The sequence below is a fragment of the Chryseobacterium sp. JV558 genome (genome assembly GCF_033712365.1).
GTDB lineage: Bacteria > Bacteroidota > Bacteroidia > Flavobacteriales > Weeksellaceae > Chryseobacterium.
Map to the genome: position 1 here is coordinate 563771 of NZ_WJHU01000002.1, position 26981 is coordinate 590751.

Sequence of the window (26981 nt, forward strand, 5' to 3'; positions counted from 1 at the left end):
TTTGAAAAAACACAAACAAGATCTGTAATAAAAAATTAAAGTAAAAACATGAATGGCAGTAGAGTGATTTCCGTCGGGATTTTCTTTGACGGTACAGGAAATAATGGGGTAAATATTCTTTCACCGGATAAACCGCTGAACAACAATGAAAGCTATTATGGTACTTTCACCAATATCTATAAATTATACAGTTTATTTACTGGGGATGAAAAAATATATATCGAAGGAATTGGAACCGTAACGGATAGTGAAGATAATAATTTTGCGATGGCAACATGTGCAAACCCACCCTATGGGAATGGATATTCTTCCGATGATAAACTTCAGAAAGCCTGGGATTTTGTACAGCAGGTTACCCATGATCAGGCAATAGAATATCATTTTTATCTATACGGATTCGGGAGAGGAGGGATGTTGGCAAGAACTTTCTGCAACCAGCTTTTGGCTCATTATTCTCTGAAAAACTGCAGAATAAAATTTTTAGGAGTTTTTGATACAGTAGAATCCAAACCTTTCAATACTTATAATCTCAATATTCCTGCCAAGGTAGAGAATGCTTTGCATATCTGTGCAGTCAATGAGAGTCGGTTTTTCTTTCCGCTTACCGGTTTTTTTGAGAACTCAAAAACAATGGAAGACCAGAAATCGGAAAATACATCTTCCGTTTGGAAAGAAATCTTTGTACCGGGAGATCATGCTGATATTGGAGGAGGATATCTGGAAGGACCGCAGTCTGTTTATATTTCAACAGATTTTATTCATATGGATGATCTGCATCATTATGTTTCAGATATCAGAAATGAGAAAACCAATGCTGAAGGCAATAAAATCTGGGATACCTTGCTTTCGGGATATGAAGTAGAAACGGATAATGGTCTTTCGCAGGCCTATGTGTGCCGGGATAAAGTATACAATGATCTTTCAAAAGTATATGGAAAATTGATGCTGGAAGAAACCAATGCTAAAGTATCCATTTTCAGTATAGAAAATGATGCCTATTTTGGAATAGATTATAACAAACATCCTTTTCTCAGTCGGTTTTACATCAAAATAAAAGAATATGTAAAAGATCTTGCTGCTAATAAAAGACCAATATATGATTTCGGGAAATTTGCAGACTATACCCATATTTCAGCAAATTTTGGACTTTATAGCAATCGTTTTCTGAAAAGGTCCCAGCGGGAAATTAATATTGAATTGATTAATAACGGATTAAATGTTTCCAGCAGTACTTCCGTTGACCAGACCAGCCGAACAAGACTTTCGGTGGAACTTCATCTGCCGGAAGACAGTTTTGTTGCAGATTTTCTTTACGGGACTAATGTTCCCAATAATGATATCTGGCTTCGCTCCATTTTGAAAACACCGGCAGCTATTACATTCAATGAAATTAAGAATTAGTGCTAACGCTTCTCAGTTTTAAATTTAGGTTAGGGGACATCATGTTAGATGTTCCCTTTTATTTATCATATATCGAGAGCAATTGGGTAGAAGTACTGAATTTTAGATTTGGTATATTATACTGTAGTTTTTGGATTTTAATTCTCGTTATTTTGAATTGTTTATTTCACGAAGCTTCAAAATAAGATTATAAGTGAAATATGAAAAGCCTTATATCGAATCATTACATCACCCCAAAAACAAAATAATTATGACAGTTTCAGCATGGCTTAAGAAAGCAAAAAAACTTTTAGAGACTTTTGAATACGAGATCAGTATCAAAAATGGAAGCAAAAAGATGACAATGGCTCAGGCTACTACTTTGAACGAATTGCAACATGAAATAGGATCTCACCACGGGATCAAACAGGTAACCTACAAAGAGGGCGCACAAACGCTTGTAGAGATGATTGCAATGGTAGAAGCGGGAAGAAAAACACCACCGCTTACGGCTGGATAAAAATTGTATACATCAGTGACATTAAAGAAAAAAGCTGCCTATTTCGGGCAGCTTTTTTTATTTCTGGGCTATTCATTTCTTTTTCCGTATTTTTGCACCCGAAAATTCATTATTCATTACTAATTATTAATTAAGATGCTTTCGGTTCAAAGTTTAGGATTACATCACTCAGGAAATTATTTATTTCAAAATGTCAGTTTCACCATTAAAAAGGATGATAAAGTAGGTCTGGTAGGTAAAAATGGAGCGGGGAAATCCACTTTATTGAAAATGCTGTCCAAAGAAATTAATTTCTACGAAGGAGAAGTGGTCACTGAAGGAAGTGTTACCATTGGATTCCTGAAACAGGATCTTGATTTCGTAAAAGGAAGAACTGTTTGGGCTGAGACGATGCAGGCTTTCGAGCAGATTAATGCATGGAAAAACGAGCTTGAAGAAGTGAATCACCAAATGACTGTAAGAACAGACTACGAAAGTGATTCCTACACGGATTTGATTAATAAAATGACCGAACTGAATGACCTTTTAATGAACCATGATGCCTACAATCTTGAAGGCGATATGGAAAAAGTGTTATTTGGTTTAGGATTCAAAGCAGATGATTTCCAAAAAATCACTGATGAGTTTTCCGGAGGCTGGAGAATGAGAATAGAATTGGCAAAATTACTTCTTCAGAAGAATGATATTATGCTTCTCGATGAGCCTACCAACCACCTGGATATGGAATCTATCATCTGGTTGGAGAACTTCCTTAAAGATTATCCGGGAGCTATTGTTCTTGTAAGTCACGATAAACAGTTTATGACAGCGGTTTGTAACCGTACTTTTGATATCAATAACAGAAAGGTTGACGACTATAAAGCCAACTATACCAAATATCTTGTCATGAGAGAAGATCGCCGTGAAAAACTGATTCAAGCTAAAAAGAATCAGGATGCGGAGATCAAACAGATGGAAGACAATATTAATAAGTTCCGTGCGAGTGCTACAAAAGCATCTTTTGCACAGTCACTTATTAAGAAATTAGATAAAATAGAACGTATTGAAGTTGATAATGAAGACGTTTCAAAATTCAATATCCGTTTCGTACAGTCTATGGTTCCGGGGAAAGTAATCTTCGAAGCAATGAACCTTGGAAAATCTTACGGACAGAAACAAATCTTTGATGATGTAGATTTCATCGTTCAGAGAGGAGACAGAATTGCTCTTTTAGGGCAGAACGGACAGGGGAAAACAACTTTAGCTAAAATTTTAGCAGGAGATATTAAAGATTATTCAGGAGACTGGAATCTTGGGCACAATGTCAACATCGGGTATTTTGCACAGAATCAGGAGGAGGTTTTAACCCCTAATAAAACGGTTCTTGAAGAAGCAGAAGATGCAGCAACAGAAGAGACAAGACCTAGAGTAAGAGATTTATTAGGATCTTTCCTTTTCCAGGGAGATGCGGTTTCCAAGAAAACAAAAGTACTTTCCGGAGGGGAGAGAAACCGTCTGGCACTTTGTAAACTATTGCTTCGTCCTTTCAACACGCTGATTATGGATGAGCCTACCAATCACCTGGATATTCAGTCTAAGGAGATTATTAAGCTGGCACTTCAGAATTTTGAGGGTACTTTAATTGTGATTTCTCACGACAGAGAATTCCTTCAGGGGCTTTGTGATAAAATTTATGAGTTCCGTGATGGAAGTATGAAAGAGTTCCTTGGAGACATCAACGAATATCTTGAATATAGACAAAAAGAAACGATCAGAGAGATTTCTGCAGAAAAAGCGAAGCTTCATCAGGAAGTAAAGGTAGAGCCTAAGAAAGTGGAAGAAAAACCAGTTGTTAGCAGCCAATCTTCAGCTATTGTCAGCAAAGAACAGAAAAATATACAGAATAAAATCAAAAAAGTAGAAGAGAAAATTTCTGAGCTTGAAAAACAAGTAGAAGAAATGGAAGCTTCTTTTGCCAAAGAAAATCCTTCAGATGAAACCTTAGAAAAATACAATAAAGCTAAGGAAGAGCTGGATGCAGCCCTGCAGGAGTGGGAGTATCTTGGTACCCAACTTGATTAAATAAAATAGAAATGCTTCATCAACTAAAAGTTATGAAGCATTTTTTTTGTAACAAAATCCTTTTCACTTCTACCTATTATCAATAGTCATAAGTAATTTAATAAAAGTTTAAGGAAACAATTAAATTATTTTCATAATTTTGAACCATGATTTTTAAAGAAAGCAGAAACTTAAAGAGTTTTATCTCCAAGCTATTGTTTGGAGTGTACTTCCTTGCGCTGCTTTCTCAAAGCTTTCACCATCACGATTCTGTAGATTATTTTAAGGCTTTCAATCTTAAAAAAGTAGAGAATACGGTGACGAAAGCAGTTACTAAAGAGAAAGCTGGCGATTGTCTGGCCTGCCACTTTTTGGTTACCGGACATACATTAGCTCCTGAAGAATTCAGTTTTACTTTTGAGCATTACAGCCATGAGGTAAAACAAATCATCGCCATTCAGGAGAAAATTTGGTCTCAGACCAAATTCACTTTTCAGCTTCGAGGACCGCCCACAATTTCATAATTCTTAGATTCTATAGGGTTTAAAGTTTGATACTTTAAGTTCAATGTTTAATGTTCAAAATTTTAAGTTGTTGGAAAAACAGCTGTTAGTTTCTATTGATGTATAAAAGACTTCAATGATTAACCTCTGATTTCTCATTATTAATACATCTTACTTTTTACATTTTACAATCAAACCCAACCCTTCCCACAAATTTTAACGACAATTGTACCCTGTTGAAAGGGTACGCAATCAATCTATTTACAATGAAATTGATATATTGCCTGCTGCTGATCTTTTGCGGATCAGTATTTATAAGTGCACAAAAAACCTATACTGTAGAAGGAACCGTTCAGGATTTTCACGATAAAAGCTTATTGGAAAATGCTGTGATTAAAATCGGAAATTTTACAGCTAAAACCAATAAGAAAGGTAAATTTTCTTTTGACAAGATTCCTGCAGGGAAGTATACACTCATTGCTCAACATCCTGATTGCAATGATTATACTGAAAATATAGGAGTTGATCAGGATGTCCAGTTGGTTATTACGCTGGAACACCATGTCAAAGATATTGAAACGGTTACTATCCATGGAAGTCACAAGAACAACGGAAGTATGGTTGTGAAAACTATTGATAAATCAATGATTTCACGAAATATTACCGAAAACCTTGGAAATCTTTTAACAAACATCTCCGGTGTTAATGTTCTTAAGACAGGAAATAATATTGCAAAACCTATTATCCATGGGCTTTATGGAAGTCGAGTTTCTATTCTGAATGATGGAGTAAAACTAGCCGAACAGGAATGGGGAGTGGAACATGCACCCAATGTAGACGTCAATAATTTTGAACATATTGATGTAATAAAAGGGGCATCTGCCTTGAAATATGGAGGTGGAGCTGTAGGCGGAGTTGTTGTTTTACAGCCTCAGATCTTGCCTAAGAAAGATACCATTATGGGGAATGTTTCCCTTTCTGGAATTTCCAATGGAAGAGGAGCTGATCTTAATGTAAAACTGGCAAAAACCTGGGAAAACGGCTGGGCAGTTAAAACCAATGGAAGCTATAAAAAACTCGGAGATCTCGAAGCTCCGGAGTATGGCTTGATGAATACCGGACTGGAAAGTTCAGGATTTAATTTTGGAGTTCAGAAGATGACGTTTGAAAAAGGTTTTTCTTTTGATTATTATCTGACAAAGAGTACTGTGGGAATCCTTAGAAGCTCTCATGTAGGGAATTCTGAAGATTTGCGTAATGCTCTTACAGCACCACAACCAGTTTATCAAAGGGATTTTAGTTATGATATTGATAATCCCAAACAGGAAATTGAACACCATATTGCTAAGGTATCCGCGTACAAAAGGTTTGAAAATTTTGGAAAAATTACGGCTACTTACAGTTTTCAGTACAATCATAGAAAAGAATATGATATCAGACGTACGGAAGAGCTGAGTAAAAAGCCTGCTTTAGATCTTGAACTGATAACCAATGAATTGAATGTGAATCATCTGATAGAAAGAGGAAAATGGAATCTTGAAACAGGAATTAATGTAGGTTATCAAAACAACTATTCCAATACTCAGACTGAGGCAAGACGACTTGTTCCTAATTATGACAGATATTATGCAGGAATTTATTCAGTATTAAAATATAAAATTGCACCTCAATTGGATCTTGAATTGGGAGGTAGATACGATTATGATCATTATGATGTAACAAAATGGTATGATCTAAGCGATTGGAATAAACAATATGCAGCAGACTATTCAGATTTTGTAGTAAGAATAAACCAAAACAGAATTCTTACAAAACCATCTTTAAGTTATAATAATATTTCAGTGAATGGAGGGCTTGTTTATCACCCATCAGAATATTTTGACTTGAAATTCAATTATGCCAGAGTTTCGAGGTCTCCAAATATTGCAGAGCTTTTTGCTGATGGACTTCACCATTCTGCAGCCATTATTGAAAGAGGAGATATGAGAATGAAAAGCGAAACGGGAAATCAGTTCAATCTAGTTGCAGACATCAAAGCAAATGTTTTAAAAGGATTGAATATTTCTGTAAACCCTTACTTCTTCTATACCCAGAATTTCATCAACCAGATTCCTACAGGATACCAGAATACGCAGTGGGGTGGAGCTTTTGTAGTCTACAACTATCAGCAGATCAATGCGAAAATGTATGGGTTAGATATTGATGCCCAACTTAAAATCACAGATAATCTGACCTACAAAGGAAGCGGTTCCTATGTTTACGGCCAAGATACAACTCACGATGTGCCACTTATTCTCATGATGCCTCCGAATTTTAATAATTCATTGGAATTCAATAAAAAAGAATGGAAAGGTTTTTATTTTACAGTAAGTAATAATACTTATTTAAAACAAACAAGATTTCCGACTTATAACGTTCCAATCAGATTATTTGATTCAGACGGAAATGCTTATAATGAAGAAGTAGATATTTCTACACCTCCAAGCGGATATTCCCTTTGGAACATTCAGACAGGGGTGAATCTGTCTAAAAATTTCGGAATTGATTTTTCAGTTCGGAATGTATTCGATAAGTCTTACAGAGATTATCTGAACAGACTTCGTTTCTTTTCCAACGAGATGGGAAGAAACTTTATTTTAACTCTTAAATATCAATTTTAATTACTTAAAATCAAAAAAATGAAAAATATTTTTAAAAATACAACACTTATATTAGGACTTTTATTCTTAGCTGTTTCTTTAAGCTTAACTTCATGCAACAGAAGTGATGATGAAGCGGATGACCTTCCTCAGGAAGAACTTTCAGATGTTCTTTTAAGAGTAACGGATGAAGCTACAGGAACTCCTGTCGTTTATGATTATCAGGTGAACAGTACAACGAACCCGAATGTTAAACTAATAAACGGACATACCTATAACGTAGAAGTTATTTTCAAAAATGGGGACGAAGATGCTACGCAGGAAATTAAAGATGCAAAAGATGAACATTTCTTAGTGTATAACTTTCCAAACTCAGATATTACTTTAACGCGTACTGATGATGCCAATTCAACAAGAAAAGACGGAAGCCGTGTTGGGTTGAAAACAAAATGGGTGGTAAATACTGCTGTAAAAAATGCATCTGCTCCTAGTCAGCTGGTTCTTACATTGTTCCATGAGCCAGTAACCGTTTCTGAAGCTTCTGCTGTGAGTGGAAACGGAGTTGTCTATGGAACACATACCGGAGGTGAAACAGACGCACAGGCAAACTATAATATTATTAATTAATATATCCTTTAATCTTGTTTGGACCACCGGAATTCTCCGGTGGTTTTTTATTTAACAATATTTGGCGTTATAAGTTGATTTTAAATGGATGATTCTCATAAAAAATTCATATTTTTGCAACCTAAAATTTTAATCAATAATGAAGGTTACCGCACAAAACCATGATGACGTAAGTGCATTGCTTACAGTAACATTGGAAAAAACTGACTACAAAGAAAAAGTAGAGAAGCAGTTGATTAATTATGCTAAAAATGCGCAAGTTCCTGGATTCAGAAAAGGGAAAGTGCCTTTGAGTATGGTTAAAAAACAATATGAAGCAGGTATTGCGTTTGAAGAAATCAACAGACAAGTTTCTGATGCTTTAAACGGCTATGTTAATGACAACAAATTAAGATTAGTTGGTCAGCCTGTTCCTCAGCCAGTAAACGAATTAGATTACAACGCTGAAAAAATAGAAGTTGCTTTCGAAGTAGGATATGAGCCTGAATTCACTATAGATTTAGCTAAATATGAAGCACCTCACTACAAAGTAGAAGCTTCTGACAAAGAAATCAGCAAGAGTATTGAAAACATGCAGAAGCGTTTCGCTGAGCAGGTTCCTCAAGATAAAATCACTAAAGATTCTTACATTGCTTTAGAAGTTTCTCAGGTTGTAGAAGAAGATGCTGAAGGAGAGCACCACCACCACCCAAAAAATCTTACCGTTACTGGTGAAAACAAAGAAGCTTTCAAATTGGTAAAAGGTTTGAAAATGGACGGATCTGTAAAAGTAACTAAAGAAACTCTTGCAGGTGACGAAGAATTAGCTAAAGAATTAGGATTCAGCAAAGAAGAAGTAGAACACCTACACCACAATGAATTAGAAGTAAAAGTAAAAGATTTCTATACATTAAACTTAGCTGAACTTAACCAGGACTTATTCGACAAAGTATACGGAGAAGGAAACATTAAGACTGAAGAAGAACTTAAAGATAAAGTGAAAACTGAATTAGACGAGTACTTCCAGCAAAATGCTGATGTTCACTTTGTGAATAAAGTATTAGAGCAAGTAACTGACAAAGAAGAAGTAAAACTTCCTGAATCATTCCTTGTGAAGTGGTTATTATTCTCTAACCAGAATATCCAGTCTGAAGATCAGGCTAAAGAAATTCTTGAAGCTGAGAAAAACCAATTGAGATACCAGATTATCGAAGGTAAATTGATGACTGAAAACGAAATCAACCTTGACTATGCTGATGTATTGGCTCAGGCTGAGCAGTTAGTTAAAAACCAATTGGCAATCTACGGAATCCACCACCTTGGTGATGAAGAAGTTCAAAAATATGCTGTTGAAATGTTGAAAGACCAAGAGCAGGTAAGACAAATTTCTTCTGAAGTTGCTATGGCTAAATTGAAAGATGTAATTCTTGAAAAAGCAAGCAAAAAAGAAACTAAAATTTCTCACGACGAATTTTTAGAAGAGCTTAAGAAATAATTATACTTCGATATAAATATTTGAAAACCGTCAATTTTTTTGACGGTTTTTTGTTTTATATACCCATCCTAAAGATTAAGCAATAATCATATTTACCATTCATCATTTATCAATTATCATTCATTACTAATTGCTCATCACTCATTATTTATTCCTATGTCCGTCAATATTCCTATATTTACCCTTTAAACTTTATTATAAATATGAAAAAGATCATCATTCCATTTTTCTGTGCTGTACTTTTTTCAGTACCTGCAGCAGCTCAGAAGAAAGGAGCTGCATCTGCTAAAACAGAAGCTGTAAAATCCAAACTGACCTCTAAAGAAGTTGTTGATAATTATTTCAAAGCATTAGGAGGAAAAGATAAATTGGAGGCTGTAAAATCTACCATTACTGATAACACAGTTTCTGTGCAGGGAATGGAAATTCAAATGACTACTAAAAAATTAGGAAATAAATTCAAATCTGTACAATCACTGATGGGAAAAGAAATGATTCAGCTTTTCGATGGTGAGAAGGGATACTTTGACCAGATGGGAAATAAAACAGATATTCCTGCAGATAAACTTGTTGAGTTGAAAAAAGGAAAGCCAATTGATGCTTTAGCTTTTGATGCCTCTAATTTTCCAACTGTATCAACAGAAAAATTAGATGGAAAAGACTATAATGTATTGTCTTCAGACAAAGGAAAGTTTTATTTCGACGCAGGAACAGGACTTTTGTATAAAACGAATGCAGGAGAAGGAAATGCTACCATTAAAAGCTACATGACTGTAGATGGATTACAGTTCCCTGCTGAAGTAGATGCTGAAGGAGGAGGTCAGAAAATGACAATTAAAACGACTAAAGTTGTAATCAATTCCGGAGTTACGGATGCTGATTTTAAATAAAAAGTCACTTTTTTAAGATATTAAAACCGGGTATAGCCCGGTTTTTTAGTATATAAATAAATTTAACTCAACTTTAACTATAAAACAGATTTCATAATTTCCTCACTTTGTGAATAATTGGTAGTTTTAAGCTGAAAATAAAATCAAATACCATGAAAAAAGTCTTATCTTCATTTGCAGTTATCTTTTTGATGTCAGCAAATGCCTTTGGACAGAATATTCCTGTGGATTCTTCTGTGAGAATGGGTACCCTTTCTAACGGAATGAAGTACTACATCAAAAAAAATACGTTACCTGAGAAAAAAGTAGATTTCCGTCTGGCAATCAATGCAGGATCTATTCTTGAAGATGAAAATCAAAGAGGATTGGCTCACTTTATGGAGCACATGAACTTCAACGGAACCAAAAATTTTCCAGATAATAAATTAGTAGACTTCTTACAGTCCATTGGTGTGAAATTCGGACAACACCTTAATGCTTATACCAGCTTTGACGAAACTGTTTACATGCTTCCTGTTCCATTGGATAAACCAGGGAATTTAGATGCAGGACTGAAAGTAATGGAAGACTGGGCATTCAATGCAACCCTTTCTGATGAACAGATCAATAAAGAAAGAGGAGTTGTATTGGAAGAGCTAAGGCTGGGTCTTGGGGCAGATAAGAGAATGATGGATAAATACCTTCCGAAGCTTTTATATAAATCTCAATATGCAGACAGACTTCCGATTGGTAAAAAGGAAGTGTTGGAAAACTTCAAACCTGATGTGATCAGAAAATTCCACCAGGACTGGTACAGACCGGATCTGATGGCGATCATCGTAGTAGGAGATATCAATGTGGATGAAATTGAGAAAAAGATCAAAGATAACTTCAGCAAATATAAAAACCCTTCAAAACCTAGAGAAAGGAAATCTTTTGACCTTCCAAACCACAAAGAAACTCTGGTAGCTATTGAGACAGATCCTGACGCTACCAATTCTATGGTACAGTTTATCATGAAAGATGCTGATGCTTATAAGCCGGACGTAACGGTAGAGCAGTACAATCAGAGTCTTGTGGAAAATCTTTCAACAACGATGCTAAACAATAGGTTGAGAGAACTAATCAACTCTACAAACCCGCCTTTCACTTTCGGGTCAGTATACCACGGAGGAACCTATGCAAGAAGCAAAGAAGCTTTCCAGGGATTTGCTATGGTAAAAGAAGGGAATCAGCTTAGTGCATTGAAGGTTTTATTGGAAGAAGTGGAAAGAGCAAAAAGATTCGGATTTACCCAGTCTGAACTTGACAGAGCGAAATCTCAGGTACTTTCTAACCTTGAAAGATCTTATAACAATAGAGATAAGACAGAAAGTGACATGCTGGTAGGTGAGTATGTAAGAAACTTCCTGGAGCAGGAGCCAATACCTGGAATTGCATGGGAATATGAAGATACAAAAACGTTCTTACCATCTGTTACCCTTGCACAAACCAACGATATCATCAAGAAAATGGTGAAAGATGACAGCAGGGTAATTGTGATCACAGGTCCTAAAAAAGATAATATCACCATGCCTACAGAAGCAATGGTTTTGAATACATTTGATGCTGTGAAAATGGCTGATCTAAAACCTTATGAAGAAAAGGCTACGATCAAAAATCTGGTAAAACCTTTCAAATCTGAAGGGAAAATTGCTAAAACCGAAACAGATGCAAAACTGGGAACAACAACCTGGACATTAAGCAACGGTGCTAAAGTGACTTTCAAGAAAACCGACTTTAAAGATGACGAAATTGTATTTACTGCAAGAAGTTTAGGAGGAAGTTCTCTTATTCCGGATGCGGATTACAATAAGACACAGTTTGCTTTCTCTGCATTATCAGAAGCAGGAGTTGGAGGATTCTCAAAAGCGGATCTTACTAATTATTTAGCTGGTAAACAGGTGAGTGTAAATCCAATGGTAACCTCTCTTTTTGAAGGTATTTCCGGAAGAACTGCACAAAAAGATTTAGGAACAGCGATGGAGCTGATGTATGCTTATTTTACAAGCTTAAATTACAACCCGGCTTCCTTCAATGCATACAAAGAAAAGCAGTCTGCTATGCTGAATAATCTGTTGTCTAATCCACAGGCTTATTTCTCTAACGAGCATGCAAAATTCATGAACCAGAAGAATCCTAGATTTATTGGTGTATTCCCAATGGAGAAAGATTGGGCGAATACTGACTATAAAAAAGCATACGACATCTATAAAGATAAATTTGCCAATGCCGGAAACTTCCAGTTCTATTTCGTAGGAAATATTGATGAAGAGAAGTTTAAAAATGAAGTCCTTCAGTATATTGCAAGCTTGCCATCATCAGGAAAAGCTACAATGTTCAAAGATACCGGATACAGAACAGTTACCGGAGATTACACAAAAGTATATAAAAAAGGAAAAGATCCGAAGAGTATGGTGTCTATCTCATACAGTGGAGAAGCTCCTTATAACGAAAAAGAAGCTTTAGCATTATCTGCTCTTGGAGAGGTGGCTACCATCAAGGTCATCGAAAAACTGAGAGAAGATGAAAGCGGTATCTACGGTGGAGGTGCAAGAGGTGGTATGAATAGAATTCCTTATGGTACTTACAGCTTTGGAATTAACTTCCCTTGTGGTCCGGAAAATGCAGATAAACTGACGAAGAGTGCTATTACTGAGCTTCAGAAGCTGATTGATAAAGGTCCTGAGCAGAAAGATCTGGATAAGTATAAAGAAGGAGAATACAATGACAATAAAACAGAATTAAAAGACAATATGTTCTGGATGAATGCTATTGCTAAAAACCAATTAGACGGAAGTGATAAATATGATATCCTGAATTATCAGGAAAAAGTAAAAGCACTTACCGTAAAGGATCTTCAGGATGTTGCTAAAAAATATCTTACAAAAGGTAGAATTGTAGCCACTTTGATGCCGGAAGACGGGTGGGAAAAAGCTAAAAAAGATGAAACTAAGAAAGCCGAAGTAACTACTGTAAAAGCAGGAGCAGCTAACTAGTCAGCCTTTTTATTGACAATAAGAAAACCGCAGAGAAATCTGCGGTTTTTGTTATTTAATTCAAATCCTGATCGGTTAAGAACCATATTCTTTTTTCCATTCGTCAGCGGCTCCACTCAGAACATTGTAGAATTCTTCGCCATATTTTCTGATCAATGGAGTTTTTAAGAATTTATAAACAGGAACCTGAAGTTCTTTTCCAAGCGTACATGCGTCGCTGCATACATTCCATTCATGATAATTCAAAGCAGTGAATGCAGAATATTCTGTAATACGAATAGGGTACAGGTGGCACGAAATCGGCTTTTGCCATTCTACAGCGCCATCTTCATAGGCTTTTTCAATACCACATTTGGTAATTCCTTTTTCGTCGAACGTTACATAAGCACATTCACGGTTCTCCACCATAGGAGTAACATACATTCCGTCGTGCGGATCAGTAGTCCATGTTCCTTGTTCTTCAAGGGCTTTGATGCCTTCCTGAGTAAGGTAAGGTTTTATTTTATCAAAAATACTGTCCAATACTTCAAGCTCGTTTTTATCCAACGGAGCTCCTACATCACCTTCCACACAACATGCACCTTTACATTTCGTAAGGTTGCAAACAAATTCTTCGGAAAAAATTTCCTCAGAAATCAATTTATCGTCTATCTGAATCATAATTTTTTAAAATAAATCAAAAACTGTACCTGCTTTAAAGGTCAGTAAACTAATAATAATAAGCCATACACTGGCTTCACGCATCCAATATTTGGGTAAAAATCTCATCATTCTGCTTAGAATAATACTTGAAGGAAATGCCAGAAGCAGCAGATATTCATAGCTCTTATTCATATACAGGATGATGGAAACAAGCTGGGCCATAGAAAAAACCAACAGGAAAGTATATTTATACCTGCTTATCGGACTTTTCTTATTATAGTTTTTAAAATGGTCGTATACCGCATAAATAAGCATCAGAACCACAGGAATCAGTGGCAGAAGCTCCGTATAATCCGTTACAGGCTTCATCTTTCCAAACGGAAAATAATCTATATTCCAGGAAGTAAACTGAACAAAATACATCACAGAAAAATAACTGAAGGTAATCAAAACGATCCCGAGCAGGAATCTGAAAAGGTTCAATGTGATTTTGGCAGAGGTCGCAATCACGTGGATGATCACAAAAACAGCCATCGGCCAGGTGGTAGGAAGGAAAATAAAGTTCAATGCTACAATAGATCCTACCAGTACATATGATTTCTTTCTGATATCTTCATCCGCACTTGTGAGAAGAAGGATAAGAAAGGAGTTTGTAAGCAGAGAAACCGCAATTCCTATATCCAGATTTCCAGGATACAGCCCGAAAATGAAAAAAGTATATAAGAATAATGGAAGGTGCGTCTGATAATTAAGGGCAATACTGTGAAAACAAAAATATCCCAAAGCAATTCCCAGAAAAGTTATTCCGGCAACAATGGCTTCATAGGTGTTGAAATTCAGTATGTTAAATATTACGACTACTAAAAGAAGAAAACCAATATAAACAGGAATTGAAAAAATATTGCTTTCTTTTGAAAGTAATTTAAACATTTTTTATAAATTTGTACAAAGTTAATTTAAAAAAGGAAAATAATGACGTCTTTCTTTCTATTCTTAAGCAAAGTTTTCAAATGGACTTTCGGTTTCTTTGATACTTTCGGAAATGTTTTAAACTGGATTTTATTTACAGTTTGTTGTGTATTATTTACTTATTGGTGCTATGTACTTGTAGTAACACTAGGTGGGGACAAAGACAAAGACTATTATTCTCCAACGGAAGGTAAGAATCCTTACTACGATCCGAATATCTACAAAAAAGAAGGTTAATTAATTGGTTATATAGTAAAAAACCGATCAAACAATATGCTTTGATCGGTTTTTTTATTACTAACGATTAAAATTTTCTTTTTCTTAGTCGTGAATTGGAAGTACCAGCACAGGAATACTTGAACTTTTTGTAATTCCTTTGGTTAAGCTTCCCACGAATACATCATATATTCCGCTTCTGCCATGTGATCCCATCACAATATAATCTGCATTTTTATCCTTTGCATGTTCCAGAATAATATCTTTGGCAAGCCCTTGTTTTAAAAGGTGTTCGCAATCGATATCATGAGCGATGATTCTCTGCTCAATTTTATTAAGCTGTACCAGCTCCTCTCTGATTTCGTTGGCTTCTACTTCAGGAAAATATTGAAATCCCATATCACCAATGGCAAAGCCAATGTCTGATGGTGCTACGTGGATCAGGTAAATTCTGCCGTTAAGCTGTTTTGCAAATTTTATGGCACCGTCTACCAATTGGTCTGTCTTGTCCCCAAAATCTACGGGTACTACAATATTTATCATAACCTCTAATTTTGTTACCTAAAGATAGGGAAAAATTGTCAGACTCTGGTGTTAAATACTTATAATATTCGGATATCAAGGATTTTTTCCTCTTCAAGATACGCTTCCAGAATATCATTTTCATCTACTTTTCCAACCCCTTTTGGAGTTCCGGTGAAGATAAGATCACCTACTCTTAACGTGAAATACTGAGAAGCGAAGGCAATGATATCGTCAAAATTGAACATCATATCTTTTGTATTGCCATCCTGTACTTTTTCTTTGTTCTTTAATAATGAAAACTGGAGGCTGTCAAGACTGAAACTGTCTTTTTTAAAGAAACTGCTTACCACAGCAGAACCGTCAAAACCTTTAGCAAGTTCCCATGGAAGTCCTTTTGATTTTAACTCACTCTGAAGATCTCTGGCCGTGAAATCTATTCCCAGACCTATTTCTTCATAATGCTTGTTGGCTGTTTCTTTCTGGATATATTTTCCTCCCTTAGAAATTTTCAATACCACCTCAAGCTCGTAGTGAATATCATTTGAAAACTCAGGAATATAAAAATCATTTCCTTTCAGAACCGCTGTATCCGGTTTCATAAAAATAACAGGATTTTCAGGAATTTCGTTTCCTAATTCTTTCGCGTGTTCACTGTAGTTTCTTCCTATGCAGATTATTTTCATAACTTAATTAATTTACTTTACCTTTAAAATATCCTTTACCTTCTTCTATATATTTTTCAGGACCATATCTTCTTTGAACTTTGAGTTCAGTATATCCGAAGATGCTATCTCCTTTTTGATAAGATTCTTTATCCAGAATAACTTTACTGTCCAAAACTTTATAATATTCTCCCGTGTCCAAAAAATCAAAAAGTTTTACATCGTCAGTATAAGAATAGGGAGAGATTTTATATCTGTTTTGAAAAATATCTATCTGAAAACCACCACCGCTGAAACCATCTCCAACAGAAAATGTAACGTTTAGCATTGGATTTTCATTAATAAAACACGTATAATATGCTGGACTTATACTGTCTGATTTTGTCTTGAAATCATTGGTTTTAATATCTTCACTCTCTGAACCCCAAATACTTGTTTGTTTTTGCTGATCAAAAGATTTAAAAAGAGGTTTCTGGCTTAGACTATGATCAACTTCTACGCTGTTCCATACCAATATGAATTTTCCTATTATGAAAAAAAGAAAACCAAGAATAACAACGAGAAAAATCTTTCCAATTTTTTTGACCATATTAAAACTTAATGGGAGAACTCATTCCCGCAATAATAACATTTGAACTTGTGACTTGTCAGAAAAGAAATTCCAAAGAAGCTGGTGGCGCTGTCATCTCTGTAAATATGATTCGAACCACATTTAGGACAGCCAAAATCAAACTCAGGATCTTCAATGGTGTGTTCTACTTCCAGCGAATACTGTTCATTGTCCCTATAATCCTGTAATACTTGCTTGGCTTTTTCCAGATCTTCTTCAAATACCTGAAGCTGTATGCCGCCAACAGCCTGCGACAGGAGCCAATCTGACTGGATCAGCTGCTCATTTGCAATGAAACTATTGATGGCGTTTTCAGCCAATATCTGTTTGTCCCTGTTAGCTTCAAGGGCAGTTTCATAAAATTTAAAACGAACCAGTTCAGACATTTTTAAAACCTGCTAGATAATTGAATTTTTGTAAAAACTTTTTTCGTATACAACGGAAAGTCAGCATTCTGAAGCCATCCGAAATATCCTAAATCTTTTTGGAATACTGCTTTCACTCCCTGGCCTTTGTATTTTCCAAAGTTGAAAACTTCTTCCATTTTTTCGTTATATCCGATAAATCCTGCAAGATCTGCATTCTTATTATGGAATGTAAATTCGCTTAACGGTGCTATTTCATTCGGAATATCATCATATTTTCCTACTTGTGCATCCAGAACTTCAAAGGTTGCCATTACATCAGCTTCTGCAGAATGCGCATTTTCTAATGTTTTTCCACAGTAAAACTGATAAGCAGCACCTAAGTTTCTAGGTTCTTTTTTATGGAAAATAGTCTGTGCATCTACCAATCTGAATTTACTCAGATCAAAATCCATTCCTACTCTTAAAAGCTCTTCAGCCAAAAGAGGAACATCAAATCTGTTGGAATTAAATCCTCCCAAATCACTTCCGGTAATCATTTCCATCACTTTAGAAGCAATATCCCTGAATGTAGGAGCATCTTTTACATCTTCATCATAGATCCCGTGGATCTCGCTGCTTTCTTTGGGAATAAGCATTTCCGGGTTGATACGCCATGTTTTGCTTTCTCTGGAAGCATCAGGATTTACTTTTAAGATACAGATTTCAACAATTCTGTCTTTTCCGATATTGGTTCCTGTTGTTTCAAGGTCAAAAATACAAAGCGGTTTATGGAGTTTTAAATTCATGTTGATCATTAATAATTTGAAAGTGTGTTTTACTTAAAATAAGGTGATAGAAACCTTATGTAAATTGTTTAATTTCTATTTTAATTGTCCCTGAAAAACAAGAGACACTACTATATAATAAATAACAAGCATCGGAATTCCTACTACCTGAAATAAGGCAAGAATAGCAACACCTCCCACAAGCAATACAACTTTAGGGTAGTTGTCTTTTAATTGTTTGGATTTGAATTTCATCGCCATCATCTTAATCGGGCTGATCAGAAGCCATGATGTAAGAAGTGTCAGCAGAATAAGCAGCAGTTCATTATCAAATAAAAAGCTAAAAGTTCCGGTTTCTTTAAATGCATAATAGAGACCAAACAATAAAACGGTATTGGTAGGCGTATTCAATCCTTTAAAATAATAACGCTGCTCTTCATCAAGGTTGAAGATGGCAAGTCTCAGGCAGGAAAATACGGTAACGATCAATCCGAGATATTTGATTTCAAACGGAAAATGAATCCCAAGAACCTCAGCACCAAAGGGTTCAAGTGCTTTATACATAGTAAGTCCCGGAATTACCCCAAAGCTTACCATATCCGCAAGAGAGTCCAGCTGAAGTCCCAGATTGGAGTTTGATTTTACAGCTCTGGCTACAAAGCCGTCGAAGAAATCGAAAATCGAAGAGAGAATAAGGCAGATTGCCGTAGTCTGATAATCTCCTAAAATTAGATGTATTGCCCCTACACAGCCTGCAAATAAGTTAGCCAGGGTTAAGGCATTGGCCAGATTATTCTTTATAAAATCCATAACCACAAAATTACAGTTTTTAAAAATTCTAACTCAAAATAATCTGCACTAAAAAATGCATTAAAGTGATTTTGATGTAAATTTGCCCCATGAAATTTTTAAAAGGATTTAGAAAACAGGAAGTTCTGGCATTAGTTTACAGGATTTTTTTAGCCTATGTTTTTTATCAGATTGCCAGACTTTTATTCTGGTATTTTAATAAAGATCTGATTAAAGTTGACTCTGTTTCAGAATATATAAAGCTGGCCTTCCATGGTACAGCTTTCGATACCACTGCTATTTTATATGTCAATGCATTGTTTATACTTCTGAGTTTGTTGCCTTTGGTGATCAATACAAAGAAAGTTTTTCAAAAAGTTCTTTTCTGGCTGTATTTCATTACCAATGGGATAGCTTATGCGATGAACTTTGGTGATTTCATTTACTATAAATTTGCACAGGCAAGGCTTACTTCTGCCGTATTTCAGGTGGCTGAACATGAATCCAATGTTTCCCAAACCCTGATGATTTCTGTGGGAGAGCATCCTTTTGTGCTGATTTGGTTTATTGTTTTAATGGGATTGTGGGTTTTCCTTTACAAAAAAGTAAAAGTGGAGGAAGTGAAGCCTTTGAAATTACTTCCTTACTTTATTACCTCCATTGTTACGCTGTGTATCACTGCGGTATTGGTTGTAGGAGGGATCAGAGGAGATTTCAAACATAGTACAAGGCCTATTAATATGGTGGATGCTACCCGTTTTGTAACCAATCCGCTGCAGGGAAACATGGTGCTCAACAGTACATTTTCCTTTTTCAGGACTTTAAATACCAATAATTTTAAGGAAGTTCATTTCGTAGATAAAAAATATATTGAAGAAAATGTACAGCCTTATAAAGTATATGACAGAAAAGTAGAAAACCGTCCCAATATTGTTATTTTCATTGTAGAATCTTTCGGAAGAGAATATTCAGGAGCTTTTAATAAAGATAAAAATATTAAAGATTACGTTTCTTACACCCCGTTTATGGATAGTCTGGCTGGCCAGAGTCTTATTTTTCCCAATACTTTTGCCAATGGACGACAGTCGATTCATGGGATGAGCAGTGTGTTGGCCGGAATTCCGAGTCTTACCGATGCCTTTACAGGATCACCTTATTCCAATCAGAAAATTCAGTCTATCGTTTCGGTTTGTAATGATCTGGGATATGATACCTCTTTTTATCATGGAGCACCAAATGGTTCTATGGGATTCCTGGGATTTGGAAATATTTTAGGATTTAAACACTATTTCGGAAAAACAGAATACAATCATGATGAAGACTTTGATGGAATGTGGGCAATATGGGATGAGCCTTTCCTACAGTATTTTGCTAAGAATGTCGGGAAGAAACAACCTTTCATGACTACAGTATTCACTGCATCATCGCACCATCCTTTTAAAATTCCTGAGAAATATAACGGAAAATTTAAAAAAGGAAAAATAGAAATACATGAGCCGATGCAGTATACAGATTATGCTATCAAACAGTATTTTGAAACTGCGAAAAAGCAGCCTTGGTACAACAATACGATTTTTGTTTTCACCGGAGATCATACCAATCAGGTGTATTATCCGGAATACGAAAGAGCGATGAACCGTTATGCCGTTCCATTGGTTTTCTACTCTCCGAATCCTGCATATCAGCTCAAAGGAGTCAGCCAGGAAATCGCACAGCAGGCAGACATATATCCTACATTGGCTGATCTTATTGGGTATAATAAACCGATAAGAAGCTGGGGAAGAAGTTTGGTAAGTGATAAAAAGTACCCTTTTATCGTTGTAAATTCAGATGGAAGCACAGATCAGTTCATGATAGGGAATTATATTTACCGTTTTGACGGAAAAGAAATTATCGGAGTTTATAATAAATCTGACCTGAGCCTTGAGAAAAACCTGATCAATGAAGTTAAAACCCCTGAAGTTGAACAAGGAAAACTAACTGCAAAAGCCTGGTATCAGGACTATATGGATAGAGTGATTAACAGGAAACTGTATTAAAATACATAGGTGGAAATACTAAATGACTAGTGGATTAATTTTCAAATCAGCCTTTTTATAGTCTTGCTATTTCGACTTTCATCATCTCTTTATGCTTTGTATAATAAAAGTTTTTGTTCGTTGAAAATTAATTTATATTTTTATCAATACGTAGATAAGAATATTGTATTAAAATTAAAACTATAAGAAATATGAAAAAAATATTGTTAACGTTCGCGCTTTCTTTATGTGGTGTACTTACATTTGCTCAGATAGAAGGCAAGTGGAAAACGATAGATGATGAGACAAAACAGGCAAAATCTATTGTTGAAGTATTCAAAAAATCAGATGGAAAATATTATGGGAAAGTTTCCCAGTTGTTGGTAAAACCAGCTGATCCGAACTGTTCAGCTTGTAAGGATGACAGAAAAGGGAAACCAATTGTAGGGCTGGAGATCATCAGAGGACTGAAAAAAGATGGTGATGAATTCACAGGAGGAACAATTACAGATCCTAAAACAGGGAAAACATACAAGTGTACCATTACAAGAAGCGGAGATAAGCTGAATGTAAGAGGTTACTTAGGATTATCTCTATTAGGAAGAACCCAGGTTTGGGAGAAAATGAATTAATATAAGTTTAAATAGAATTTTAAATGACATTTCAGAAATGAGGTGTCATTTTTTGTATATAAAGAATGGATAGGAATTTCTTCATGACCTTATGGAAAACTACACAGAACTGAGTCTACAAGAGAAGAATCAGTTTTAAATAAAATTAATATTATAACTTCATCATTCAAATGAAAAGCCTTTTTATGATGTGTATAATAAAAATTCACTATTTTTGTAGTCTAAATTTTTCGAATAAATATGGCAGAATATACTTTTCGTGAGGTAATTGCACAGGCAATGAGCGAGGAAATGCGTAAAGACGAATCCATCTTTTTAATGGGGGAGGAAGTTGCGGAATACAATGGTGCTTATAAAGCTTCAAAAGGAATGCTGGATGAGTTTGGTCCTAAAAGAGTAATCGATACCCCAATTGCAGAACTTGGTTTTACAGGAATTGCTGTGGGTGCTGCGATGAATGGTAACAGACCAATTGTAGAGTATATGACATTCAATTTCTCATTGGTAGGAATTGATCAGATTATCAATAATGCTGCAAAAATCCGTCAGATGAGTGGTGGACAATGGAACTGTCCAATTGTTTTCCGTGGACCTACGGCTTCTGCAGGACAATTAGGAGCTACCCATTCTCAGGCTTTTGAGAACTGGTTTGCAAACATTCCTGGTCTTAAAGTAGTGGTTCCTTCAAATCCTTACGATGCGAAAGGGTTGTTGAAAACTGCAATTCAGGATAATGACCCGGTTATCTTCATGGAATCTGAGCAGATGTATGGAGATAAAATGGAAATTCCTGAAGAAGAATACTACTTACCATTAGGAAAAGCAGATATCAAGAGAGAAGGTACAGACGTTACTTTGGTTTCTTTCGGTAAGATCATGAAGCTGGCTTTACAGGCTGCTGAAGATATGGCTAAAGAAGGAATCTCTGTAGAGGTTATTGACCTTAGAACAGTTCGTCCTCTTGATTTTGATACTATTCTGGCATCAGTGAAGAAAACAAATAGATTGGTTATTTTAGAAGAAGCTTGGCCATTTGCTTCTATATCTTCTGAAATTACTTATATGGTACAGCAAAAAGCATTTGACTATTTAGATGCTCCTATCAAGAGAATTACTACTCCTGATGCACCTGCACCTTACTCTGCAGCATTATTTGCAGAATGGTTCCCTAAACTTGAAAAAGTAAAAGAGGAAATCAAAAAAGCGATGTACGTAAAATAGTTATAGAGAAAAACTTCCGAAAGGAAGTTTTTTCATTTATTATATTCATGAAGAAAAATTCTTGACGTCATAAAATTAGTATAAATTTGCGCCTTTAAAATAAATTAAGCTGATATGGCAGAAGTTACAGAAGATGGTTACCACTTCGATATAAAGAAGCTTTCCTTTATGGGAGTTTTAGTGTCTCTAGGAATTGTTTTTGGAGATATTGGTACCTCACCGCTTTACGTAATGAAAGCAATTGTGAATGCACAATTTCAAGGAAGTAATATGCCGTTCAATGAATACATAGAAGGTGCTCTTTCCTGTATTATCTGGACTCTTACACTTCAGACTACCATAAAATATGTGATCATTGCTTTAAGAGCAGATAACAAAGGTGAAGGAGGTATTCTTGCTTTGTTTTCACTTGTGAAAAACCTTAAAAAAGGTTGGTTGTATCTCATTGCCATTGTAGGAGCAGCTGCTCTTATTGCAGACGGGGTAATTACACCATCGCTTACCGTAATGTCAGCTATTGAAGGTCTTGAAATTTATAATCCTCACACCCCTGTTGTACCAATTACCATTGGAATTTTGATTGTTATTTTTGTGGTACAGCAATTCGGGACCAGCTTTATCGGGAAGTTTTTTGGCCCTGTAATGGTGGTTTGGTTCCTGGTATTAGGAGGTTTGGGAGTAATGCATTTGAGTGAAAACTTTGAAATCTTAAGATCTTTCAATCCTTACTATGCTTACAAGCTTATTGTCAACTCACCGAGTGCTATTGTTATTTTAGGAGCTGTTTTCCTTTGTACAACAGGAGCTGAAGCTCTTTATTCAGACTTAGGACACTGTGGTGCAAAAAATATCAGAGTAAGCTGGGGATTCGTTAAAATCATGCTTATTCTAAACTATCTTGGGCAGGGAGCTTGGCTTTTGACCAATTACAATAAACCTGGATTCTCCGTAGTAAACCCTTTCTTTGGAATTATGGAAGAATGGATGATTATTCCGGGAGTAATTTTAGCAACAGCAGCTGCAATTATTGCCAGCCAGGCATTGATTACAGGTTCTTTCACCATATTCTCAGAAGCAATGTCTCTTAACTTATGGCCGAATCAAAAAATTGATTATCCTTCCGGAGTTAAAGGACAGATGTATATCCCAAGAATCAATTGGGGACTACTTATTCTGTGTATTATTGTTGTTCTGCATTTCAGAGAATCCGGAAAAATGGAAGCCGCTTATGGACTTTCCATTACGGTCACGATGCTGATGACAACAATTCTGCTTGTGTTCTGGTTATTGAAACAAAGAGTAAGCAAAATATTGATTTTATTTTTCGCATTTGTTTATATGGCTATTGAACTAGGTTTCTTCAGTGCCAATATTATCAAATTCCTGGAAGGAGGATGGATTACAGTTGTATTAGCTGGTTCTATCGGACTTTCTATGTATGCATGGTATAACGGACGTTTGATCAAAACAAGATTTATTCAGTTTGTGAAAATAGAAAAGTATGTTTCTATCCTTAAAGACATGAAACTGGATGAAACCATCCCGAAATACGCTACCAACCTTGCTTATCTGAGCAGAGCCAAAAGAAATGATGAAGTGGAATCAAAAATTATCTATTCCATCATCAAAAAACAGCCGAAAAGAGCAGATCATTACTTTATCCTGAGCATCGTAAACCAGGAAGATCCCTATACGTTTAAATACACCGTAGACGAAATTCTTCCGGGAACAGTATATAAAATCAACTTCCTTTTAGGATTTAAAGTAGACAGAAGAATCAATGATTACTTTAATATGGTCCTTAAAGATTTAATGGCGGACGGAACCATTCCTTCAAGAAGCAGCCATCCTTCTTTAAGATCTCATGAAATACCACCGGATCTTAAATATGTAATCATAGATAATACTTATATCAACGATATCCTTTTAACGGTTAAACAAAAGATTATTCTTAACATTTATAACTTTGTGAAGTATATCGGAAGTGATGACTTTAAGGCTTGGGGAGTATCTTCTCATAACGTTGAGGTAGAATCTGCACCTATTACAGAACTTACGGTTTATGATAATAAGATTGAGCAGTCGGGGTACTTCCGTCACAACTCTTAGCCTTATGGCATCTAACCATACTATCTATTTAAATAAAATTCAATAAATTTGTAGATAATTTTTTTAATGGATACAGTACAAAAAGAAAAAAATATAGCTTTGATCAAGGATGTTTTGAGAAACTACTTATTAGAAAAAGGGTTCAGAAACACACCTGAAAGATATACGATATTAGAAGAGATTTATAATATGGATCATCACTTCAATGTTGATGATCTGTATCTTCTGATGATGCAGAAGAAATATCATGTTTCTAAGGCAACGATTTACAACACTATTGAAATTTTCCTTGATGCAGGATTGATCCGTAAGCATCAGTTCGGAGAAAAAACATTGACCTCTTCATCTTATGAGAAGTCTTATTTTGACAAACAGCATGACCACCTGGTGATCTACAAAAAAGACTCTGATAAAGAGATTGAAGAAATTATTGAATTCTGCGACCCAAGAATCCAAGGAATCAAAGAAGCCATTGAAGAAGCGTTTGGCGTAAGAATTGATTCTCATTCGCTATATTTCTATGGCACTAAGAATGACTAATTAATGAGAATAATCCTTTTTCTGTTAATCTTTATTTCTACGCTAAGCTTTGCGCAGGAAAAAACTCCTGTGAAGAGAGATCCCTATTTGCAGACTCCTTCACCGGCTCAGCCCAAACAGGTGAGACCTGAAGATAAAGTAAAAATCATCCATGCGGACGAAATCAAGAAAGACCCTGAAAAGTACGACGGAAATCAATATTTTACCGGGCATGTTCAGATTGAACATCAGGGCTCCATTCTTACTGCGGATGAAGTAGTCCTGTATAATGAAGAAAACTTTGTAAAAGCAATAGGCAATACAAGGCTTCAAAATACAGATGGCTCTGTAATTACAGCAGGAGAAATGGAATATGATGCCAATACCCAAAAAGGTGTTGCCAGAAAAAACGTGGTTTTAACCGACCCTAAACAAACAATAAAAACAGATATTCTGTATTATGACAGGCTGGCTAACCAGGCTTATTTTAATACAGGTGGAACGATCTCTGATGGTCAGAATGTAACCTATGCCAAAGTAGGAACTTACTTTCTCAATACAAGAATTGTAGACCTTACTGGTAATGTAAAAATAGAAACGCCTCAATATATCATAGAAGGTCCTAATATCAAGCAGAATCAGAATACAAAAATTGCTGATTTTAATGGACCTACAACCATTACCAGCAAAACCAATTCCCGAAACAGAATATATACTGAAAGAGGAACCTATAAAATGGATTCTAAGGAGGCTTATCTAACCAAAAACTCCAGGATCTATTATAACGATAAAATCCTTACCGGTGATGATATGTATTACAATCAGATTTCAGGATTTGGTAAAGCCACCGGAAATGTAACCCTTGATGATCCAAAAGAAAGAAGATATATAAAAGGAGGATACGGAGAGATTTTTGAGAAAAAAGACTCTGCGATGATGACGAAAAATCCTTATGCCGTAAAAGTGATGGAAAAAGATTCCATTTATTTTGCAGCAGAAAAAATTATCTCTTATCAAAGGCCGGATTCACTTGATATTAAAGTGAAGAAAAGCTATCTGAGAGCCTTTAAAAAAGCCCGTATTTACAAATCCAATGCACAGGGAAGAGCAGACTCCATTGCTTTCAATGAAACAGATGGAGTGATGCATATGTATACAAGTCCCATTTTGTGGAGTGGTGAAAAGCAGGTGACAGGTGATAAAGTAGAAGCTTACTTTAATACCAAGACAGAAGATATAGACTCATTAAAAGTAATCGGAAATGCCTTTGCTATCAGTAAAGTAGATTCACTTACTCTGAAAGATGAATTCAACCAGGTGAAAGGAAAGTTCATGACGGTTTACTATGAGAAAAATGATATTAAAGAAGCGAGAGTAGTTGGGAATGCCCAGTCTATTGTCTATGTAGATGATACCGATCAGGAAACCAAAAAACCGGAAAGAATAGGAATTACCCTTTCTACCTGTGGAATTATCGGAGCATTGTTTGAAGAAAGAGCCCTGCAGATTATTTCATGCAGTATCGGAGCAAATTCAGACACTTATCCGATGAGTAAAATAGAACCTGCACGAAGGAAGTTCCCCGATTTTAACTGGAATACCAAAGACAGGATTCGAAAGTGGCAGGATATCCTTGTAGATACCCCGAACAACGAAGAAATAAAATATACCGCTGATAGCGAGCTCTTCGATAACGCGCAGAAAGCAATTGATGACGAAAAAGCCAAAGAAGAAGCTAAAAAGCCGAAACGGACCAGAAAATAATAGAAAAGACCAGTACTCGCTGGTCTTTTTTTTGTGGATTAATATTTTAACCTTTAATGAATCTTTTATAGCTTTGCTGAAAT

The 26981-nt window shown here is 35.7% G+C and carries 24 protein-coding genes; 16 read left to right on the forward strand and 8 right to left on the reverse strand.

Going from position 1 to position 26981, the window contains the following annotated elements; genetic code table 11:
• The first annotated feature begins 48 nt into the window (after positions 1-48).
• From GFU89_RS08315 to GFU89_RS08355, 9 genes are all read left to right on the forward strand, one after another.
• On the forward strand, positions 49-1401 hold the full coding sequence (locus GFU89_RS08315) for a DUF2235 domain-containing protein (RefSeq protein ID WP_318846685.1): 1353 nt from the start codon (positions 49-51) through the stop codon (positions 1399-1401).
• Between the two features lie 250 nt (positions 1402-1651).
• A complete protein-coding gene (locus GFU89_RS08320; RefSeq protein ID WP_318846686.1) occupies positions 1652-1900 on the forward strand; it encodes a hypothetical protein in 249 nt (82 codons plus the stop codon).
• A gap of 135 nt (positions 1901-2035) precedes the next feature.
• Positions 2036-3961 carry an ABC-F family ATP-binding cassette domain-containing protein gene (locus GFU89_RS08325; protein WP_318846687.1) on the forward strand — a complete coding sequence of 642 codons (1926 nt, stop codon included), beginning with the start codon at positions 2036-2038 and terminating at the stop codon, positions 3959-3961.
• A 146-nt stretch (positions 3962-4107) separates the two neighbouring features.
• Complete coding sequence (locus GFU89_RS08330) at positions 4108-4464, forward strand: hypothetical protein (protein WP_318846688.1); 357 nt, start codon at positions 4108-4110, stop codon at positions 4462-4464.
• A gap of 245 nt (positions 4465-4709) precedes the next feature.
• Positions 4710-7103, forward strand: coding sequence for a TonB-dependent receptor (locus tag GFU89_RS08335; RefSeq protein ID WP_318846689.1), 2394 nt, complete (start codon positions 4710-4712; stop codon positions 7101-7103).
• A gap of 18 nt (positions 7104-7121) precedes the next feature.
• Positions 7122-7709 carry a hypothetical protein gene (locus tag GFU89_RS08340; protein WP_318846690.1) on the forward strand — a complete coding sequence of 196 codons (588 nt, stop codon included), beginning with the start codon at positions 7122-7124 and terminating at the stop codon, positions 7707-7709.
• 139 nt (positions 7710-7848) lie between these two features.
• Positions 7849-9183 (forward strand): trigger factor, encoded by a 1335-nt coding sequence (locus GFU89_RS08345; RefSeq protein ID WP_318846691.1) that lies wholly within the window; start codon positions 7849-7851, stop codon positions 9181-9183.
• 203 nt (positions 9184-9386) lie between these two features.
• Complete coding sequence (locus GFU89_RS08350; protein ID WP_318846692.1) at positions 9387-10073, forward strand: hypothetical protein; 687 nt, start codon at positions 9387-9389, stop codon at positions 10071-10073.
• 152 nt (positions 10074-10225) lie between these two features.
• Entirely contained in the window at positions 10226-13090 is a 2865-nt protein-coding gene (locus tag GFU89_RS08355; protein ID WP_318846693.1) for an insulinase family protein, read from the forward strand.
• A gap of 75 nt (positions 13091-13165) precedes the next feature.
• On the opposite strand, the gene GFU89_RS08360 is transcribed toward GFU89_RS08355, so the two are convergent.
• Together GFU89_RS08360 and GFU89_RS08365 are read right to left on the reverse strand one after the other, a co-directional pair.
• Positions 13166-13750 carry a DUF3109 family protein gene (locus GFU89_RS08360; RefSeq protein ID WP_318846694.1) on the reverse strand — a complete coding sequence of 195 codons (585 nt, stop codon included), beginning with the start codon at positions 13748-13750 and terminating at the stop codon, positions 13166-13168.
• 6 nt (positions 13751-13756) lie between these two features.
• Positions 13757-14662 (reverse strand): DUF6427 family protein, encoded by a 906-nt coding sequence (locus GFU89_RS08365; protein WP_047378892.1) that lies wholly within the window; start codon positions 14660-14662, stop codon positions 13757-13759.
• 42 nt (positions 14663-14704) lie between these two features.
• Here GFU89_RS08365 and GFU89_RS08370 point away from each other — a divergent pair, with 42 nt between their 5' ends.
• Positions 14705-14938: a DUF6341 family protein gene (locus GFU89_RS08370; RefSeq protein WP_318846695.1), complete on the forward strand. Its 234-nt coding sequence runs from the start codon at positions 14705-14707 to the stop codon at positions 14936-14938.
• Between the two features lie 84 nt (positions 14939-15022).
• Here the strand turns inward: GFU89_RS08370 and GFU89_RS08375 are convergent, their stop codons facing one another.
• The 6 genes from GFU89_RS08375 to GFU89_RS08400 form a co-directional block, all read right to left on the reverse strand.
• The gene (locus GFU89_RS08375; protein WP_318846696.1) at positions 15023-15460 is read right to left on the reverse strand and encodes a universal stress protein; all 438 of its coding nucleotides are present in this window, start codon (positions 15458-15460) and stop codon (positions 15023-15025) included.
• Positions 15461-15519: 59 nt separating this feature from the next.
• Positions 15520-16125, reverse strand: coding sequence for a fumarylacetoacetate hydrolase family protein (locus GFU89_RS08380; RefSeq protein WP_318846697.1), 606 nt, complete (start codon positions 16123-16125; stop codon positions 15520-15522).
• 7 nt (positions 16126-16132) lie between these two features.
• On the reverse strand, positions 16133-16693 hold the full coding sequence (locus GFU89_RS08385; RefSeq protein WP_318846698.1) for a hypothetical protein: 561 nt from the start codon (positions 16691-16693) through the stop codon (positions 16133-16135).
• An 8-nt stretch (positions 16694-16701) separates the two neighbouring features.
• On the reverse strand, positions 16702-17100 hold the full coding sequence (locus GFU89_RS08390) for a DUF2007 domain-containing protein (RefSeq protein WP_318846699.1): 399 nt from the start codon (positions 17098-17100) through the stop codon (positions 16702-16704).
• Positions 17101-17102: 2 nt separating this feature from the next.
• The gene (locus GFU89_RS08395) at positions 17103-17867 is read right to left on the reverse strand and encodes an exonuclease domain-containing protein (protein ID WP_318846700.1); all 765 of its coding nucleotides are present in this window, start codon (positions 17865-17867) and stop codon (positions 17103-17105) included.
• A 75-nt stretch (positions 17868-17942) separates the two neighbouring features.
• Complete coding sequence (locus tag GFU89_RS08400; protein ID WP_318846701.1) at positions 17943-18656, reverse strand: CDP-alcohol phosphatidyltransferase family protein; 714 nt, start codon at positions 18654-18656, stop codon at positions 17943-17945.
• 89 nt (positions 18657-18745) lie between these two features.
• Between GFU89_RS08400 and GFU89_RS08405 the strand changes: the two genes are divergently transcribed.
• From GFU89_RS08405 to GFU89_RS08430, 6 genes are all read left to right on the forward strand, one after another.
• Positions 18746-20674: an LTA synthase family protein gene (locus tag GFU89_RS08405; protein ID WP_318846702.1), complete on the forward strand. Its 1929-nt coding sequence runs from the start codon at positions 18746-18748 to the stop codon at positions 20672-20674.
• A 191-nt stretch (positions 20675-20865) separates the two neighbouring features.
• Positions 20866-21285, forward strand: coding sequence for a DUF2147 domain-containing protein (locus GFU89_RS08410; protein ID WP_318846703.1), 420 nt, complete (start codon positions 20866-20868; stop codon positions 21283-21285).
• A gap of 240 nt (positions 21286-21525) precedes the next feature.
• On the forward strand, positions 21526-22506 hold the full coding sequence (locus GFU89_RS08415; RefSeq protein ID WP_047378880.1) for a pyruvate dehydrogenase complex E1 component subunit beta: 981 nt from the start codon (positions 21526-21528) through the stop codon (positions 22504-22506).
• Between the two features lie 114 nt (positions 22507-22620).
• The gene (locus GFU89_RS08420; RefSeq protein WP_318846704.1) at positions 22621-24615 is read left to right on the forward strand and encodes a KUP/HAK/KT family potassium transporter; all 1995 of its coding nucleotides are present in this window, start codon (positions 22621-22623) and stop codon (positions 24613-24615) included.
• 66 nt (positions 24616-24681) lie between these two features.
• Entirely contained in the window at positions 24682-25155 is a 474-nt protein-coding gene (locus tag GFU89_RS08425; protein WP_047386665.1) for a Fur family transcriptional regulator, read from the forward strand.
• Positions 25156-25158: 3 nt separating this feature from the next.
• Entirely contained in the window at positions 25159-26898 is a 1740-nt protein-coding gene (locus GFU89_RS08430) for an OstA-like protein (RefSeq protein ID WP_318846705.1), read from the forward strand.
• Positions 26899-26981: the final 83 nt, after the last annotated feature.